At 35.9% G+C, this 18,849-nt stretch carries 15 protein-coding genes; 13 read left to right on the top strand and 2 right to left on the bottom strand.

The window, feature by feature from the left end:
- Window positions 1-61 precede the first annotated feature (61 nt).
- From QWY91_RS08510 to QWY91_RS08450, 13 genes are all read left to right on the top strand, one after another.
- Window positions 62-1,435, top strand: coding sequence for an MATE family efflux transporter (locus tag QWY91_RS08510; protein ID WP_290233769.1), 1,374 nt, complete (start codon window positions 62-64; stop codon window positions 1,433-1,435).
- 11 nt (window positions 1,436-1,446) lie between these two features.
- Complete coding sequence (locus tag QWY91_RS08505) at window positions 1,447-1,677, top strand: DUF8828 family protein (protein WP_290233766.1); 231 nt, start codon at window positions 1,447-1,449, stop codon at window positions 1,675-1,677.
- 2 nt (window positions 1,678-1,679) lie between these two features.
- Window positions 1,680-2,246 (top strand): phosphatase PAP2 family protein, encoded by a 567-nt coding sequence (locus QWY91_RS08500; protein ID WP_290233764.1) that lies wholly within the window; start codon window positions 1,680-1,682, stop codon window positions 2,244-2,246.
- Between the two features lie 137 nt (window positions 2,247-2,383).
- Window positions 2,384-3,997, top strand: a complete 1,614-nt coding sequence (gene xylE, locus QWY91_RS08495; protein WP_290233761.1) for a D-xylose transporter XylE — start codon at window positions 2,384-2,386, stop codon at window positions 3,995-3,997.
- A gap of 170 nt (window positions 3,998-4,167) precedes the next feature.
- The gene (locus QWY91_RS08490) at window positions 4,168-4,506 is read left to right on the top strand and encodes a hypothetical protein (protein WP_290233758.1); all 339 of its coding nucleotides are present in this window, start codon (window positions 4,168-4,170) and stop codon (window positions 4,504-4,506) included.
- A gap of 68 nt (window positions 4,507-4,574) precedes the next feature.
- Window positions 4,575-6,956 carry a TonB-dependent receptor gene (locus QWY91_RS08485; RefSeq protein WP_290233757.1) on the top strand — a complete coding sequence of 794 codons (2,382 nt, stop codon included), beginning with the start codon at window positions 4,575-4,577 and terminating at the stop codon, window positions 6,954-6,956.
- Window positions 6,953-7,282 (top strand): hypothetical protein, encoded by a 330-nt coding sequence (locus QWY91_RS08480; protein WP_290233754.1) that lies wholly within the window; start codon window positions 6,953-6,955, stop codon window positions 7,280-7,282. Before QWY91_RS08485 ends, QWY91_RS08480 begins: the two co-directional genes overlap by 4 nt.
- Window positions 7,283-7,341: 59 nt before the next feature.
- A complete protein-coding gene (locus tag QWY91_RS08475; protein WP_290233752.1) occupies window positions 7,342-8,475 on the top strand; it encodes a DUF4625 domain-containing protein in 1,134 nt (377 codons plus the stop codon).
- Window positions 8,476-8,668: 193 nt separating this feature from the next.
- The gene (locus QWY91_RS08470; RefSeq protein WP_290233749.1) at window positions 8,669-10,081 is read left to right on the top strand and encodes an MBL fold metallo-hydrolase; all 1,413 of its coding nucleotides are present in this window, start codon (window positions 8,669-8,671) and stop codon (window positions 10,079-10,081) included.
- 137 nt (window positions 10,082-10,218) lie between these two features.
- Window positions 10,219-11,346, top strand: a complete 1,128-nt coding sequence (locus tag QWY91_RS08465) for a formylglycine-generating enzyme family protein (protein ID WP_290233745.1) — start codon at window positions 10,219-10,221, stop codon at window positions 11,344-11,346.
- A gap of 803 nt (window positions 11,347-12,149) precedes the next feature.
- The gene (locus QWY91_RS08460) at window positions 12,150-13,637 is read left to right on the top strand and encodes a xylulokinase (protein WP_290233743.1); all 1,488 of its coding nucleotides are present in this window, start codon (window positions 12,150-12,152) and stop codon (window positions 13,635-13,637) included.
- Between the two features lie 4 nt (window positions 13,638-13,641).
- Window positions 13,642-14,952: a xylose isomerase gene (xylA, locus tag QWY91_RS08455; protein WP_290233740.1), complete on the top strand. Its 1,311-nt coding sequence runs from the start codon at window positions 13,642-13,644 to the stop codon at window positions 14,950-14,952.
- Window positions 14,953-15,199: 247 nt separating this feature from the next.
- Complete coding sequence (locus QWY91_RS08450; RefSeq protein ID WP_290233738.1) at window positions 15,200-15,505, top strand: hypothetical protein; 306 nt, start codon at window positions 15,200-15,202, stop codon at window positions 15,503-15,505.
- Between the two features lie 34 nt (window positions 15,506-15,539).
- Here QWY91_RS08450 and moeB read toward each other — a convergent pair whose 3' ends face one another.
- The gene (gene moeB / locus QWY91_RS08445; RefSeq protein ID WP_290233736.1) at window positions 15,540-16,631 is read right to left on the bottom strand and encodes a HesA/MoeB/ThiF family protein; all 1,092 of its coding nucleotides are present in this window, start codon (window positions 16,629-16,631) and stop codon (window positions 15,540-15,542) included.
- A gap of 336 nt (window positions 16,632-16,967) precedes the next feature.
- On the bottom strand, window positions 16,968-18,770 hold the full coding sequence (locus tag QWY91_RS08440; protein ID WP_290233734.1) for an alpha-amylase family glycosyl hydrolase: 1,803 nt from the start codon (window positions 18,768-18,770) through the stop codon (window positions 16,968-16,970).
- Window positions 18,771-18,849 lie beyond the last annotated feature (79 nt).

The raw sequence follows: 18,849 nt of genomic DNA, 5'->3' as shown, positions 1-18,849 counted from the left end.
ATGATAAATCAATCTTAAGCCAGATAAAACCAACTATCTTTGCAAACTTAAATTTTTGATTTTGCAGCTTTCAGATTATACAAAAGAATTCGGGAAAAACCTAACTATTGCCTTTCCAGTAATGTTAGGGCAGTTGGGGCATGTTTTAGTTGGTCTTGCTGATAATCTGATGGTAGGTCGATTAGGCGCAGCACCGCTCGCAGCAGTTTCTTTGGGTAATAGTCTTGTTTTTATTGCCTTGTCGTTGGGAATAGGCTTTTCTTTTGCTATAACACCTCTTATTGCTGAAGCCGATGGATCTGGCGATATAGAGAAGGGAAGAAGCTATTTTCATCACGGCATTATTCTCTGCGGAATAAACGGTATACTGTTATTCTTACTACTATTAATAGCAAAACCACTTCTATATTATCTAAATCAGCCACCTGAAGTTGTAGATTACGCAATTCCCTATCTGGAAATCGTTGCATTTTCGATGTTGCCATTAATGATCTTTCAGGCTTATAAACAATTTGCAGACGGTTTATCACAAACCAAATATGCGATGTATGCTACCATTTTAGCCAATTTGGTAAACGTACTTTTTAATTATCTTTTGATTTACGGAATTTGGATTTTTCCTGAACTTGGTTTAGAAGGTGCTGCTATTGGAACCTTAATTTCAAGGTTTTTTATGCTTTGGTTCGTTTGGGAAATCTTAAGACGAAAATCGAAGTTTAAGCCCTATTTTGTTTGGTCTAGAAAAGAATTATTTAATTCAGAAATATTTAAAAAAATACTCAATCTTGGTCTTCCAACGGCCTTACAAATGCTATTTGAAGTAGCCATTTTCACTGCAACCGTTTTTCTTGCCGGTCTTCTTGGGACAAATCCCCAGGCAGCAAATCAAATTGCACTAAATTTAGCTTCGATGACGTTTATGATTGCTGTAGGTTTAGGAGTAACCGCAACAATACGTGTCGGGAATCAAAAAGGATTACGGCATTATAAAGAATTGCGTAGAATTGCCATGTCGGTATTTCTTTTAGTATTTATTATAGAAGCAATATTTGCTGTAGGTTTTATTTTACTGAAAGATTGGTTACCCGGTTTTTATATCGAAAATACAGAGGTTGTATTACTTGCAGCTCAATTATTAATCGTAGCCGCTTTATTTCAACTTAGTGATGGGATGCAGGTGGTAATTTTGGGCGCCTTGCGAGGTTTGCAGGATGTGAAAATTCCCACAGCAATCTGTTTTGTAGCCTACTGGATTATTGGCTTCCCGGTTTCCTGGTATTTTGGTAAAGCTGAAAATATGGGAAGTATGGGAATTTGGATGGGATTGTTAGCTGGATTAACGGCCTCCGCATTAATGTTGTATTTTAGATTCAATTATTTAAGTAATAAATTGATTGCGAATAAACCAAACGAAATTAAAAACGAAACTGCTTAAAATATTTTTAAATGGAATTTCCTAAATTTTTATTGGGTGATAATACCGATTATTCAGATGCTATTTTTGTAATTCATACTGAATTTCCTCGCTTCATTATAAATCTTGAAAATGATGAAGTGGAATGGCTGGAAGATTTTGACAAATCTGATGAAGAAGAATTAACTAACGAAGCAGAAAGTCTTATTCTGCAAGCTAATGAATTTTACGATCGCGAAGTAGAGCGATACGAAGATGATTAGTTATGGAGAAATTAATTGAATTAGACCATAAACTTTTTCTTTATTTAAACAATCTAGGTACCGAAACCTGGGATTGGATGTGGATTGCCATAAGCGATAAGTGGATGGCAATTCCATTTTACGCATTTTTGTTATACCTAATATTCCGAAACTTTGGTTGGAAGTATAGCCTTGTCACCATGGTGGCCATAGCTCTATTAATTACCTGTACCGATCAAATGGCGAATGTGTTTAAAGATGGATTTGCAAGACGACGACCATGCGGGCAGGAAGGCGTGATGGAGTATTCTAGGCAGGTCGCTAGCGGTTGTGGTAAATACGGATTCTATTCGGCACATGCTTCCAGTACTTTTGCCGTAGCGATATTTCTAGGTAATATATTCAAACGAAAAATACCTAAAATGATGCTGTATTTAATTATATGGGCATCTTTTGTAGCTTATAGCAGAGTATATCTGGGAGTGCATTACCCGGGAGATATTTTTGTAGGAATGCTTTTTGGGATTCTTATTGGCTATTTGCTATATCTGCTTCAGCAATTGGTGATTAAGAAAATGAAGCTTGGTTAAGATTCCTATCCTGACCAACTTTTATACGTATCATTAAAATTTTATTTTAATTCTATTCTACCTATAAATATATACGCCTTTTATTGAAAAATATGTAAATATGCACTATACTTGTAGTCTACTTAACTATTAGTAAAATGGCAGATAAAAGCACTTTTAATAACAAATTGATAATTTTAATCACCTTAGTAGCAAGTCTTGGGGGATTATTATTCGGGTATGATACCGCTGTAATTTCAGGAGCAGTAGGAGCTATGAACGCATATTTTATTAATCCGCTCGATTCCGATAACGTTTTAGCCTCTGGAGCGATTATAGAATTTAAAAGTATTATTAGTGTTGTTTCTGTAGGCGTTCTTATTCTGTTTGGTTATTTTCTCTTTAAATTTTTCAAAAAAATAACCTCGATCGCAATCGTTATTGTTTTCCTACTCATAACGATTCCTCTTTTTAAAATTTATTTTCTGGATTTACCAGAAGTACTTACCGAAAACCTACGTAATTCCATATTAGGGTTTATGACTAGTAGCGCATTAGTAGGTTGTATCTTAGGAGCTTCCTTTGGCGATTTTATAGCAAATTCTGTAGGTAGGCGAAATGGTTTAATTATTTCGGCGGTTTTATTTTTACTTTCTGCGCTGGGATCTGGTTATCCAGAGGCATTCAATATTTTTGGAATACAAACACTTTCTTCTTTTATAATCTACCGAATTATTGGTGGGATGGGAGTGGGGATAGCAAGTATGTTGGCACCGCTTTATATTGCTGAAATGGCACCTGCAAATATTAGAGGGAAAATGGTTTCCTGTAATCAGCTGGCAATCGTTTCTGGTATGCTTATCGTTTATTTCGTGAATTATTTTATAGTTCAGGGACAATCTGAAGAATGGATTTCTTCTTTAGGTTGGCGTTATATGTTTTTATCTGAAGTAATTCCCGCATCATTGTTCTTTTTACTTTTATTATTTATGCCGAAAACACCGCGTTTTCATGTTTTAAAAGGTAAAGAAGATCAGGCAAAATCGATATTAGATAAACTGAATGTTCAGGCTTCTTCAGACCGAATTCTTGCTGAAATAAAGAAATCATTTCAAACTAAAAAAGCGCATTGGTTATTTTATGGGTGGCCTGTAATTATTGTTGGTCTTTTGCTTTCCATATTTCAGCAATTTGTAGGGATTAATGTGGTTTTATATTACGCTCCAGAAATTTTTAAAGGCATGGGTGTAGATACAAACGCCTCTATGATTCAAACTATTATTGTTGGAGCTATTAACCTGATTTTTACGATTATCGCTATAATGACGGTTGATAATTTTGGAAGAAAGAAACTATTATTAATCGGTAGTGTAGTGATGGGGATTAGCATGATCGGTCTTGGTTTTTCGTTGTTCTCTGGTACTGTCGGTTTTACTTCGCTTATTTTAATGTTAGTTTATATAGCAGCTTTTGCAGTTTCTTGGGGACCGGTTACATGGGTTTTACTTTCTGAAATTTTCCCTAATTCTATTAAAGGTGTTATGGCTGTAGCTGTAGCCGTACAGTGGTTAGCGAACTTGGTTATCTCTTGGACGTTCCCAATTATGAATAATAATCCATTTTTGGTTGATAATTTCAACCACGGATTTTCCTATTGGGTTTATGGCGCTTTCGCAGTAATTTCAGGAATATTTGTATGGAAATTTGTGCCTGAAACAAAAGGACGCTCTCTTGAAGATATGGAACAACTTTGGCTGAAAAAGGAAAAATAAGAAAGAGTCTTCAGAAAGCATAATCTCAGCTAAATAGGTTTGATAACCAATGAAATGGAGTAGAAACCTGAAATTAGAAGAATATTTCTGCTATTTTCATGAGCTTGCGACCGAATAATTTGTGGCTTATAGTCTTGTAAGCGTTCAAATAGTTATTACATTTGCGGCTCATGAAAAATTCATCTGGATATATTTCAATCTTTACTGCGCTCTTAGTAATCTTTGCGCTGGTGTATCCTTATGTTCATATTTTTGATCATGATTTTTCAGCAAATTTATCAAAAGAGCACTACCATATCGCTCAAATGGATAAGACATTCGTAAAGTCCAATCTGGACTGTAAGATTTGTGATTTCCATTTCTCTGGATCAGATGATTTAGAATTTGTCTCTTACGATATTTTTATTCCGCTTAAAGAAAGTATATATTCACTTTCACTTACCCAAACGCTAAGGGATTATCCAAATCCTTATTTTTCTTTACGAGCACCACCGGCTCACCGTGTATAATTAGGTCTAACTTTTAGTAATTCATTTTACTAAGAATATGTTACATTTTTATTTACGGTTTTATTTCTATGAAAATCTTTTGGATAGGTTTATTCTTATCCCTGTTTTCTTATAATTCTTACTCGCAAGATTATAATAAATACACGTTATCAGGTAAAGTTTTATCTGAAACAGGGGATGCCTTAGATGGCGCTTATATTAAAATTAATGAACAATATTACTGGACATCTTCAGATGGTGATTATTCGGCAAAGTTAACCGAAGGTGATTACCAACTTCAGGTTTCCATAATTGGTTATCAGTCGGTTGATACTTTAGTTCATCTTACAGAAAATTCAGTATTAAATTTTGAATTAGAACGAGCGGTTAACGGTCTCGATGAAGTTTTGCTAGAAGGACATCAACATAAAAAGACAAGTCAAAATGTTTTATATGTTGATAACGAATACTTAGAAGATCAGTTTAATGGATCTTTAGCGGCAAGTTTAGAAAAACTACCGGGCTTTAATGCAATGCAAATAGGATCTGGAGCTTCTAAGCCAATTATTAGGGGATTAGGTTTAAATAGAGTTGCAATAGCAGAAAATGGTGTAAAGCAAGAAGGACAGCAGTGGGGAGCAGATCACGGGCTAGAGATCGATGCACTACAGGTAGAAAATCTTGAAGTGATAAAAGGCGTTGGCTCTATTGCTTATGGTAGTGATGCCTTAGGTGGAGTTGTTCGAATTAATAACAATACTATTCCTAAAGAAGGTATTTCGGGTAGCCTTTATAGTTTCACTAAAAGTGTAAACAACAGTCTGGGAAGTTCTGTAAAGCTCGCTTATAGAAAGAACGATTGGTTTGCGAAAGCAAAAGTTACGGGGCTCACCTATGCAGATTATAAATTACCGGCAAAACAGATCTCTTATCTAAATTTTGATATTCCCATATTTGATGAACAACTTAAAAATACAGCCGGAAAAGAGCTGGATTGGTACGGCCAATTTGGAGTAATTAAAGACAATTTTACCTCTACAATTAGTGTAAGTAATGTATATCAAAAATCCGGATTTTTCCCCGGTTCTCATGGTATACCAGATATTAGCAGAGTACAACCCGATGGTGATGCTAGAAATATAGAAGAGCCATTTCAGCGGGTAACTCACTTTAAAGTGATTAGTAATTCCGATTTTGATTTTGAGAATGGAAAACTAGATGTAGATCTTTCTTATCAAAAAAATCATCGGCAGGAATGGAGTTTATTTCATACACATTATGCAGGCCAAGAACCACCTGAAATAAACCCTAATCTTGAGTTAGATTTTGATTTATCGACTTACGGTGCTAAGGCAACTTACCACCACAATTTCAACAAAGAACATGAAACTCAGGTAGGAGTCGATTTTCAATGGAAAGACAATACAATTGAAGGTTATAATTTTCTTTTGCCAGAATATCAGTCGGCTAATTATGCCATGTTTGCTATTCATGAGTTTCAACCTTCTTCAGAAAACTTATGGACGTTGGGAATGCGTTTTGATTACGGAACCATCGATATGAAAGGATTTTATGATCCTAATTTATACGAATTTCTTATCGGAAATAATCAATCTGAAGAAACTGCAAATAGCTACGCTCAAAGAAGTCGGGATCTGGATAGAGATTTTAGCAGTTTCAATATAAGGTTAGGCTGGGATCATGAATTTGATAAACATTGGAGCAGTAAGATTAATTTAGGAACTGCCTTTCGTTTGCCAACCGCAATCGAACTTGGAGCTAACGGAATTCATCATGGTTCTTTTAGACACGAGCAGGGTGATCCAGATTTAGATCCAGAAAAAGGCTTTATGGCCGATATTAGTCTAAATTATGCCCAAAATTCATGGAAAATTAATCTTAGTCCGTATGCATATTTTTTCAGTAATTATATTTTCCTAAAACCTAGTGGTACATTCTCTTTGTTACCACATTCTGGCCAACTTTATAGTTATACAGAATCTGAAGCTTTATTAACAGGATTCGAATTTAGTATCGATAAGCAAATAGCACGTTGGCATATTGGGCTGGCGGGGGAATACTTATATAATCAGCAATTAACTTCAAATAGTTCACGTAATTTCCCATTGCCTTTTACGCCGGCCAACAATCTTTTTACTGAAGTAGGTTATCAACTTTTTAATTCTTCAGAAATTTTTGATAATTCAGAAATAAGTATCAATAATCGATTGGTTATGGAGCAGGAAAGAATTGCCCAGGGAGAGGAAATCACGCCGGGTTATGGATTGTGGGGATTAGGATTCCGTAGTGATTTAAAATTCAATAAGTTTCAGGCTAAAGTTAATTTAAGAGTAGATAATCTGTTCAATAAAAAATATTTTAATCATACCAGTTTTTATCGCAGACTACAGATTCCAGAAATGGGTAGAAATATACAACTAAGTATTAAAATTCCATTTGGGCAATCATGAGGAATTTGGTGTTGATATATATTAGTCGGTTGCTATTGCTGCTTTTACCATTTGGGCAAATTTTATGGTCTGCACATTTGGTTTTAGAAGAGCATGCCAATTCTTTTGAGGTAAATGATCTGAAATTTGAGAAAGTAAGCTCACCGCACTGGTGTTCAGATTTTCTACATGGGGAACATCGTGGGTTACTTCCTAATAGTATTTCCGAAGAAGAATTAATTAGCATTTTAGTAAAAAAACGGACTTATCTTGATGTTAGTTCTTATACAAAAACCTCAGACTATTTAAGATTTTATGTGCGTGGACCGCCCGTGTGGAGTATTTAATTCAGAAAAGAATAGAATGCAGATTTAAAGAAACACACATTAAAACATAGAATTTTAAAATGAAAAATTTTTCAATAAAAGTAATAGGTCTACTAACGATAGCATTCTTTGCATCTTGTAGTAGTGATGATGATAATATTTTAGATACAGAAAAACCTGAAATCACAATCAACGATCCCGTAGAAGATGAAGCTTTCGCAGTAGGCGGGGAGTTACATTTTGATGTCGATTTAAGCGATAACGATGCGTTATCTTCTTATAAAGTTGATATTCATAATAATTTTGATGGGCACACCCATTCTGGCGTTTTAAACAGCACTGTAGCTATAGGTACAAAGCAGGCAACAACAGTGAGCCCTTGGTCTTATAATGAAACTTTCCAGATCGAAGGGACGCCTCAAACCTATCATGCACACGAGCATATCCAAATTCCAGCAGAAATTGCAGAGGGTCCTTATCATTTAGGAATAACTGTAGTTGATGCTTCAGGAAATGAAAATCAGGTTTATGTTCAGGTGATTATTGGTGAAGATCATACAGGAGAAGAGCATGGTATTAGTATTACTGATATCGAAAGTGAAGATGTTGGTCGAGGATCAGAGATGCATGCCGAAGCTCAGGTAACCGCTGAACACGAAATCAGCTCAATTTCAGTAGGTATCCATGGTCACGGTCTTAATCCTGAAGATGGAGAAATCAAGTGGACTTTTGATGAAACTTATGATGATTATAGCGGTACTTCTGCAGAATTTCATGAGCATATTGATATTCCTGAAAATGCTGCTTTAGGAGAGTATCACATGACAATTACCGTTGTTGATGCTGAAGGAAATTCTCATTCAGAAGGAGTTCATTTTCATATCACGGAAGCAAATAACAATGCAGACGCCATTTCTTTCTCAGAATTAACTGTAGATGAAGAAGTAAAAGCTGGAGAAGAAATGCATGTAGATACAGAGATTGCTAGTGAACATGGTATCGAAAATGTAGAAATTCATATTCATTTTGAAGACGGTGAAGGCTGGTCTTACGAGGAAGATTTTACTTATGAAGAAGAAACTTCGATCGATTTTCATAAGCACATCGATGTACCAGCGGATGCTGCAATCGGCGAATATCATTTATCTATAGAAGTTACAGATCACGATGGTAACACTGCAAGTACAGATGCGCATTTTAACGTAGTAGAATAAATAGTTGTTATTCTCACTTTCTAAAAATGCTAAAGTTTAAAAAGGAGATCTTTCGGGATCTCCTTTTTATTTTTATGAAGTATGAAACACGTAAGGAAATTCAATATTTGTAGCAAGTGTTACTGTGTAATCTTTAATCTTCTGTTATTTTTGTATTCAGAAATTAATAATTACTTCCTGTAAAAATATCATTATGAAAATAGAGCAAATATATACGGGCTGTCTTGCACATGCCGCTTATTATATAGAGAGCAATGGAGAAGCAGCTATATTTGATCCTTTAAGAGAAGTACACTCATATATACAAAAGGCAGAAAGTGATAATGCGAAAATCAAATATGTTTTTGAAACTCACTTTCATGCCGATTTTGTGAGCGGACATTTAGATCTTCAAAAGCAAACGGGAGCGCAGATCGTTTTTGGACCAAATGCTAATCCAGATTATGATGCTTTAATTGCTGAAGATGAGCAGATTTTTGAAATTGGTGCTTATAAAATAAAAGCCATTCATACTCCTGGCCATACTATGGAGAGTACTACCTATTTAGTAATCGATGATCTTGGTAAAGAACATGGAATTATTACTGGGGACACTTTATTTATAGGTGATGTTGGTCGCCCAGATCTTGCGCAGCATGTGGTTTCAGATTTAAATCAAGAAAAACTGGCCGGTCATTTATTCGATTCGTTAAGAAATAAGATAATGCCACTAAGCGACGATCTTATTGTTTATCCTAGTCATGGTGCTGGATCTGCTTGTGGTAAAAAAATGAGTAAGGAAACAACAGATACTCTAGGCAATCAAAAGAAAACAAATTACGCACTAAGAGCCGATATGACCAAAGAGGAATTTATAGACGAGCTATTGAATGGTCTTGCTGCTCCGCCAAAATATTTTCCGCAGAATGTTCTTCTGAATATAGGAGGCTATAAAAGTTTTGAAAGCGTAATGGAACAAGCGGCGACGGCGCTTACTCCAGAGGAATTTGAATTAAAAGCGAATAGTGAAGCTTGCTTAATTTTGGATACACGTAATGCGACTGCTTATGCTGAAGCTCATATTCCGAATAGTATTAATATTGGTTTAAGCGGAAGTTTCGCACCATGGGTAGGAGAAATGATTCCGAGTCTGGAAACGCCTATCTTATTGGTAACCGAAGAAGGAACCGAAGAAGAAGCGATTACCAGATTATCTAGAGTAGGTTACGATAATACACAAGGATATTTAAAAGACGGGTTAAAAAGCTGGAAAGACGCTGGTAAAGACTTGGAAAGTATAAACCGAATTACTGCGGAAGAACTACAGCAGGAATTTGAAAAAGGAACTGCAATAATCGATGTTCGTAAAAAAAGTGAATTCGATTCAGAACATATTGAAGGAGCGATAAATGTACCGCTTAGTCAGATTAATGAACATTTAGAAAGCTTCCCAAAAGAACAGAAGTTTGTGATTCATTGTGCGGGAGGTTACCGTAGCATGATTGCGGCTTCGATATTACAACAGCGGGGATGGTCTGATCTTACAGATGTGACCGGAGGTTTCAAAACGATAAAAGAAACATCTATTCCAAGAACAGCCTACGTTTGCCCAAGTACATTATTATAGTTTTTTCAGAATAATTGTGTAGATAATACAAAGGCTAGCTTTTTAAGCTATCCTTTTTTATTGATTCTATAAGAATCGATGATTGCTAGGTTATGATTTTTGTGTCCAACTGCTTACTTTTGAATAAAATTGGTGCCATGCTCAAAACCTTAAAATTCTGTATTCTTTTCTGTGGAATTGCTTTCGTTTCATGCAAAAATTCTGAGAAGAATAGCGCTGCAAATTCGTCTTCTGAAGATGGACAACAAACGGAGTTTGAGGTAAACAAGGTAAACGCTGAAGATTTGTTGCGAAAACAACCAGAAAGCATCCAAGCACCAGAGGGTATGGTTTGGGTTTCAGGAGTTAAATTCACTATGGGAGCAAAAGATGGTGACCCTTATGCTTTGCCTAGAGAAAAACCGGCGCACCCAGTGGCTGTAGATGGATTTTTTATAGATCAGACTGAAGTTACCAATGCCCAGTTTAAAAAATTTGTTGCCGCAACCGATTATATAACGGTTGCTGAACGTCCTATCGATTGGGAAGAAATAAAGAAGCAGGTTCCGCCCGGTACGCCAAAACCTGCCGATAGCGTTTTGGAACCAGGGTCGATGATATTTCGAAAAGAACTTGAAAATATTACCAATCTGAATGATTATAGCCAATGGTGGGAATGGAAGCGTGGAGCGAACTGGAAACATCCGCAAGGTCCGGAAAGTTCAATAGAAGGAAAAGATAGTTATCCGGTAGTTCACGTAGCCTACGAAGATGCTTTAGCGTATGCCGAATGGGCAGATCGTGATTTACCGACCGAGGCAGAATGGGAAGCTGCTGCTTACGGTCAATTGCACGGTGGAATTTATACCTGGGGTGATGATTCATCTAAACTTAATGAAAATGCCAATACGTGGCAGGGACAATTTCCTGTGAAAAATAATCCTGAAGATGGTTATAAATATCTGGCACCTGTAAAGTCTTTTCCTCCAAATAGCTTAGAATTGTTTGATATGACCGGGAATGTGTGGGAGTTTACAAAAGACAATTTCGATACCCGGTATTATAAAAAAGCAATTAAGCAAGGCGAATTATTAAACCCAAAAGGATCAACTTCTTTTTATAATCAGGATAACCCTTATCAAAAAGAAAAGGTAATTAAAGGAGGTTCCTTTTTATGTAATAAATCTTATTGTTCCAGCTACCGAATTTCAGCCAGAATGGGAACATCTATGGATTCTGGTACAGATCATTTAGGATTCAGAACGGTATATAGGGTTGAAGAGTAGTTTTTAAATACTGATTTTCAGCCTTTAGCTGCTAGCTTTTTATTGAATTCAAATTAAGTTTTTTGATAGTCGTTAGAGATTAGCTCTCAGCTCTCAGCACTTAGCCCGAAGCTCTAGCAAATCTAAAATTGTAATTTTGTAAAAATTTCTATCATTTCGGAATTGACCTGGGATCTCATCATAATTAACGCCTATTTAGCGATTTAAAAATTGATCTTTTGTATCTACGGCTTGTTTTTGATAGCCTTTTCGAAGCATTTTATAATCCTATTTTATAATATTGGTATTAGATGCTGAATCTAGTTCAGCATGACGACATGGTGCATTCAATTCATCAGTTTTTAGGACTGTAAAAGTTTCCGTCTTACCGGCTATAACCCGCGATCTCATTAACTTTTAAGCTCAAATATTAAAATATCTCGGATTCCACTTCGACGCATTCATCGTATAAAATTCAAATTTGAAATATTGGAGGTATATTTTTTATAGCCTTTATGGCTCAACTTTTAGTTCTTCAAAAATTAAGTATTCTATATAGCCAATTCAAATCTCAATTTTTTAATTTACTCACTACTCACTACTCACTACTCACTACTCACTACTCACTACTCACTACTCACTACTCACTACTCACTACTCACTACTCGATTCCCGCCTATCAATATCATAAAAATTGACAGATCGTTTTTATCTATTGATTATTTTATGCCTTAAATATTGACAAATATCAAAAAATAAAGTATACTTGTAGTCAATTAAACTATTAGTGTAGTTTAATTTGAAATTATAAAAACTATCATTAAATGTATTTTTTAGGAATTGATTTAGGAAGTAGCTCTGTCAAATTATCCATTTTTGATGCGGAATCTCAGAAAAGTATTGCTGCAGTGGGAGAGCCAAAGTCTGAAATGGCAATGGAAGCGGAAAAACCCGGATGGGCAGAGCAGGATCCAAATCAATGGTGGGTAAATGTAAAAGTGGCACTAAATCGTTTAAAATCTGAGTATAATATTGAGCTTTCGAAAATTAAAGCAATCGGTATTGCATATCAAATGCATGGCTTGGTGTTAACCGATAAGAATTTGAAACCAGTCCGTCCTTCCATCATTTGGTGTGATAGCCGGGCTGCAGCCATAGGAGAGAAAGCTTTTCATGAAATTGGTGAAGAGAAATGCCACGACATGATTTTGGGAAGTCCGGCGAATTTTACCGCTTCAAAATTAAAATGGGTCAAAGAAAATGAACCTGAAATTTATCAAAAAGCGGCTTATATGATGCTGCCTGGGGATTATATCGCAGCTTGTTTTAGCGAAAAACCTCAAATAAGTAAAGGTGGATTATCAGAAGGAATGCTATGGCATTTTAAAGAAAATCGTCTGGCGACTGAGATTTTGGATCATTATGAAATATCAGAAGATCTAGTTCCTGAAATCGTTTCTAATTTTGGTGATCAGGCTACAATTTCTTCAAAAGTTGCTAAAGAATTGGGACTTTCAGAAGATGTGAAAATCACGTATCGCGCAGGGGATCAGCCTAGCAATGCGATGTCACTTAACGTACTTAGCCCGGGCGAAATTGCCACCACCGCAGGAACTTCCGCAGTAATTTATTCGGTTAGTGAGAATCACGCTTTCGATAAAGACAATCGTATTAATACATTCTTACATGTAAACAATCAGGAGGAGGAAAATAGAAACGGAGTGATGGTTTGTATTAATGGTTCTGGGATTCTTTATCAATGGTTGCGTAATATTTTATCTACCGGAAATGATGAATTATTAGACTACGATTATTTAAATGAAATGGCCGCAAAATCGAGCCCCGGTAGTGAAGGTTTGATCTTCCATCCTTTTGGGAATGGCGTCGAAAGAATTTTTCAGAATAAAGAAGTATCCTCGGGAATTTCAAATCTCAACTTCAATATCCATAAAACTCCGCATCTCGTTAGAGCAGCTTGTGAAGGAATTGTCTTTGCGATGAATTACGGTTTCGAGATCATGCAAGAGGTTGGTGCCTCAGGTAAAACAGTGCGTGCGGGTAAGGATAATTTATTTTTAAGCGAAGTTTTTAGAGAAATTTTCGTGAATACCACAAATACCACGCTTCAACTTTACAAAACTAATGGCGCTGATGGCGCGGCAAGAGGAGCGGCTTTTGGTTACGGTCATTACGAAACATTAGAAGAAGCTTTCGATAGCCTTGAATGCTTACAAACCATAGCCCCAAAACCAGAGTTAGTAGAAAAATACAAGACAATATATAATAACTGGAAAAAAGCGATTAAATTTTAATATTATGAGTAATTATTTCAAAAATATCGATACCATAAAATTTGAAGGTAAGGACAGTGATAATCCTTTAGCTTTTAAATATTATGACGAAAATAAAGTAGTAGCCGGGAAAACTCTAAAAGAGCATATGAGATTTGCGGTAGCTTACTGGCATACTTTCAACAATAAAGGAGGCGATCCATTTGGTGCTGATACCGAAGTATTTGAATGGGATAAAAAAGAAGATCCTGTGGCGCGCGCAAAAGATAAAATGGATGCTGCTTTTGAATTTATGACAAAGCTTGGTGTACCTTATTACTGTTTTCACGATGTAGATCTTGTGGATGAAGCGCCAACTTTAGGAGAGTTTGAAAAGAGAATCCAGATCGTTACAGAATATGCTAAACAAAAGCAGGAAGAAAGCGGACTAAAATTACTTTGGGGAACGTCGAATTTGTTTAGTAACCCACGATACATGAATGGCGCATCTACAAATCCTAATTTTGATGTGGTTGCTTATGCTGGTGCACAGGCTAAAATAGCACTAGATGCAACAATTGCTTTAGGAGGCGAGAACTATGTTTTTTGGGGTGGTCGTGAAGGTTATATGAGTCTGCTGAATACAGATATGAAAAGAGAGCAGGATCATTTGGCTAAGTTTTTAGGAATGTGTAGAGATTATGCCAGAAAAGAAGGTTTTAAAGGAAATTTCTTTTTGGAGCCAAAACCTATGGAACCTACTAAACATCAATACGATTACGATGCTGCGACTTGTTTAGGTTTTATTAATAAGTACGGACTTAAAGATGATTTTAAACTAAATATTGAAGTAAATCACGCAACACTAGCCGGTCATACGTTTGAGCATGAATTGCAAACAGCGATTGATGCTGGGATGTTAGGAAGTATAGATGCTAACCGTGGAGATTACCAAAATGGTTGGGATACCGATCAATTCCCGATCGATCTTTTTGAAGTAACGCAAGCCATGATGATCATTCTTGAAGGTGGCGGTTTACAAGGCGGTGGAATAAACTTTGATGCGAAAGTGAGAAGAAACTCTACTGATCTTGAAGATAAGTTTATTGCTCATATCGCCGGGATGGACGTTTTTGCAAGAGGTTTAATTACTGCAGATCATATCCTGAAAAATACAAAATACAAAAGCTTGAAAAAAGATCGTTATGCAAGTTTCGATAGCGGTAGCGGTAAAGATTTTGAAACAGGAAAACTTACTTTAGAACAATTAAGCGAATTAGGAAAAGCAAATGGAGAACCAAAACAATTAAGTGGAAAACAAGAGCTTTACGAGCAAATTATTGCCAATGCATACTAAGATTTATAATATATTCTGAAAAAAAGACCGCTATATTGCGGTCTTTTTTGTTTTATGATAAAGGAAGCCCAAAAGTATTTGTAGGAAAATTGTAGGATTGACGCTGGTTTTCGAAAGAAATAGTCAGAATTTGATGTAGGGTAATTTTAGTAAAAGTAAGAATATCCCTTCTTGCGGGTATTGAGATGCCTTTAACCGAATAATACATTTGTAAGTATAATAGTTTAACCATTTATACTTATCAATTATGTATCATTTAGTTTTTCGTCACTTTTCGGTTTTAGAGCAATTCATTTCAGAATTCAATGAAAGTAAATCTTTGCTGTCATCAGCCTCAGATAAAAAAGAACGATCTAAGGCAGAGTATAAAATGGATCTTGTAATTTTCAATTTTGAAATTTATACTTCAAAATTTCCTGAAATTTATAATTTCTTTCTTGGTAAAATTAATGATGAATTTAAAAGAAGAGAAGAATGGGATCGCTTACGATCAAAAGATAATTTTGTGCCGTATTTAAGCAGACTAATGAATTCATTTCAGGTTGAAGCTTAAGGCAATATTTAGGTGCTTCTTAAGAATTTAGAAATTATAATTTGAAGCTTTCAACTTTAGAAATGGCATTCATTCCGCCTTTTATATTGATAAATTCACCAGTTAATCCTAGATCTTCTAATAATCGAATAGCTTTTAAACTACGCACGCCCGACTGGCATAAAAAGAATACTGGTTTTTGCGTTCCTATAGTTTTATAATTCGAATTAAGTTCGTTTAACGGTATATTTTGCCACTGCTGAAGAGAAGTATCTTCGAGATTTTGCTTTTTTATTTCATCAGGATTTCGAACATCGATTAGTTGGATATTTTCAGTATTCCATTTTTCTAAAAACGACTCAGCGCTGATATTGTTAATTTCTGAAGCACAGCTAAATTCATAGGATTTTTGAAGCTTTTCAATTTCTAAATTCTCAGGATTTAAACTGAATTTTATTTGCTGCTGAAGTTGACTCAATCCGTCAAACAATACTAATGTACCAGAAAGAATTTCACCAATTCCAGTAATTACTTTTACCGCTTCTAAGGCTTGTAAACTTCCTATAATTCCCGGGATAATTCCCAAAACGCCATTTTCGTTGCAATCGGGAATTGTTTCAGGATTTGGCATTTCAGGAAAAAGACAGCGATAAGTAGGACCGCCTTTGTAATTAAAAACACTAACCTGGCCTTCAAAAGCTTGTATAGCTCCGTATACTAATGGTTTTTTAAGAATCACACAGGCGTCGTTTACCAGATATCGCGTCGGGAAATTATCTGATGCATCAACCACAACATCAAAATTAGCGATAATATCTAAAGCATTTTCCGTAGTAATAAATGTGGAAAAAGTAGTGATTTCAATTTCGCTGTTTAAAGCTTGTAATCTTGCTTTTGCAATTTCAACTTTAGGTTTTCCAATATCATTTTCAGAATATAAAATTTGGCGCTGCAAATTGCTAATATCAATAAGGTCGTTATCTACAATACCAATTTTCCCCACACCCATTCCGCATAAATATTGCAAAACAGGAACACCAAGACCACCTGCACCCACAACTAAAACACTGGCATTTGCAAGTTTTTGCTGTCCTGCTTCTCCAAATCCCTGAAGCCGCGTTTGCCTTGTATATCTTTCGTTATTCAATTGTTATCACTTTAAATATTGATGGTATAGATGTTCTTCAAAATTGTATGCTATAAATATAAAAACTAGGATATAAATTTCATCAGAAAATCTAAATACTTCCTATGTGTTCATAGTGTAGAAGAGGGCTAAAAACTGTAAAGTCTGAAGAAATTAATCTTCAGACTCTACAAATGTTATTTTATCCGTAATTTATAATAATTCGTAGTTTCGTCATTCCGGAATTGATCTGGAATCTCATATTGTATTGTGAAAAAAATTATAGTGATAAGATTCTGAATCAATTTCAGTGTGAGCACATCTCATTATGGATTATTGCGGATATTCAATAAAATATTAGTTAAGGGTGTAAATTAGGGCTGCATAAGCCGGAATATTAATTTTACCGGTCCATTCCTTTTGATCGGTCGCTTCATGAAGTTTATGAACATCCTGAACCTGTAGGTCTGAAAACTCTTCATCATAACCTTTCCAGGTGCTGTTGAATTTTATTTTCCAATCCATTTGCTCCAGTATTCCAATTCCGTAATCCTGATAATCTTTATTGCAAAAATTGAGTACCACAAGTACAGGATTCTTATCGGTGATTCGCTTAAAAGCCAATATTTTAGTTTCGCTATTGCAATGAACAATTTCTGTATGCTGACCTCTTAAACCATCTGCGCCAGGGTTTATTCCTGTTCTAAGTTTAATAAGATCAGTGCTTAAATGATCGATACCTTCCATTCGCTCCAATTTGTCCCAATTCAACTGCACGCTATCCTGAAAATACCCGTCTTCCAAAAATTCCTGTCCCTGGAAAATCATAGGTATTCCTGGCGAAGTCATTACCAGTGCCATACCTAAAATTGCACGTTTTTTTGCAAAAACGCTTTCTGCATCTCCTGGCTGTATTTCTTCTGGTACACGAGCTTTGCCGTTAGCAACTTCGTCGTGAGATTCGGTATATATCACACGGTTAAAAGCATCATTATTATATTTGTATGTTATCGCATCAACGATTTTTTGTAAATCACGGTCGTCGTCCTGCATTGTAGTTAAGACTTCACGAACTGGATGCACAAACTTCATGTCCCATTGTGTTCCGTAACCTAAACCACCGTTCCCAACATCTGCAGTAACAATATTATCTGCCTTTAGGTCTTCAGCTACCGTAATTGTATTAGGATATTTAGATCTAATTTCAGCATTAATATCACGCATCATGGTAATTCCTTCTAAGATTTCAGTATCAAACCCTAAACCACCACCTTCGTAGCGTATGTACGAAGTCGCGTCCATGCGTAGTCCATCACAATGGTATTTTTCAATCCACATTAGAGCGTTATCTCTAAAGTATTGTCGCACTTCAGCGCGGCCGTAATCCGGGCGCGTATCACCCCAAGGCGTAGCACTGCGGTGATCGTTATAGAAGTAAATTCCGCCTTTATCATTCTCATGCCAGCCATCGAACTGCCAAAGATCAACATCAGATGGGCCTAGATGGTTGTAAACAACATCCATAATAACTCCAATTCCGCGTTGATGCGCAGCTTTTACTAATCGAAAAAGGCCTTCAGGCCCGCCATAATCCTGTTCTATAGCAAAGGGATGTGCAGGATTATAACCCCAGGAAATTCCGCCGGCAAACTCGGCCACAGGTAATAATTCAATACAGTTAATTCCAAGACCTTTTAAATAGTCTAGTTTTTCTATAACATCATCAAACGTTCCTACTTGATCTGGATTTTTGCGGTTGAAAGTTCCTACGTGTAATTCGTAGATCACGAGAGAGTTCCAGGAAGGTAATTGAAATTCATCATTTTCCCAGTCAAAATTTAAATCCCTAACGATAGAATTTCCGTCACTATTGGTAACTTCAAAAGCGTATGGATCATTTCTGTAAAAAGATTGATCTCCGTTGTGGATGAGAAATTTGTATTGATCCCCTTTTTTAGCTTTATCTGTAGTGCCGGCCCAATAGCCATTTTCTTCAGCTTCCAGCTCCAAATCATCCGGATTCCATTCATTAAAATCTCCTGTAACTGCAATACGATTTGCATGGGGAGCCCAAACTCTAAATGTGGTAAAGTTTTCTTCTATAATTGCGCCCATGCCACTTGATGGCGCTATAGGATAAGTAGTGGAATCATTTTTCATCTTCATGGTCTGTATTAGTGATCTAAATTTACTACTGAAAAGAATTGGAAATATTTATTTGTGAGATATTTAACCACGC

The organism is Zunongwangia endophytica, from assembly GCF_030409505.1.
GTDB lineage: Bacteria > Bacteroidota > Bacteroidia > Flavobacteriales > Flavobacteriaceae > Zunongwangia > Zunongwangia endophytica.
Note: the sequence above shows the minus strand (reverse complement) of the source record. Positions and strands in the feature narration are given on the sequence as shown.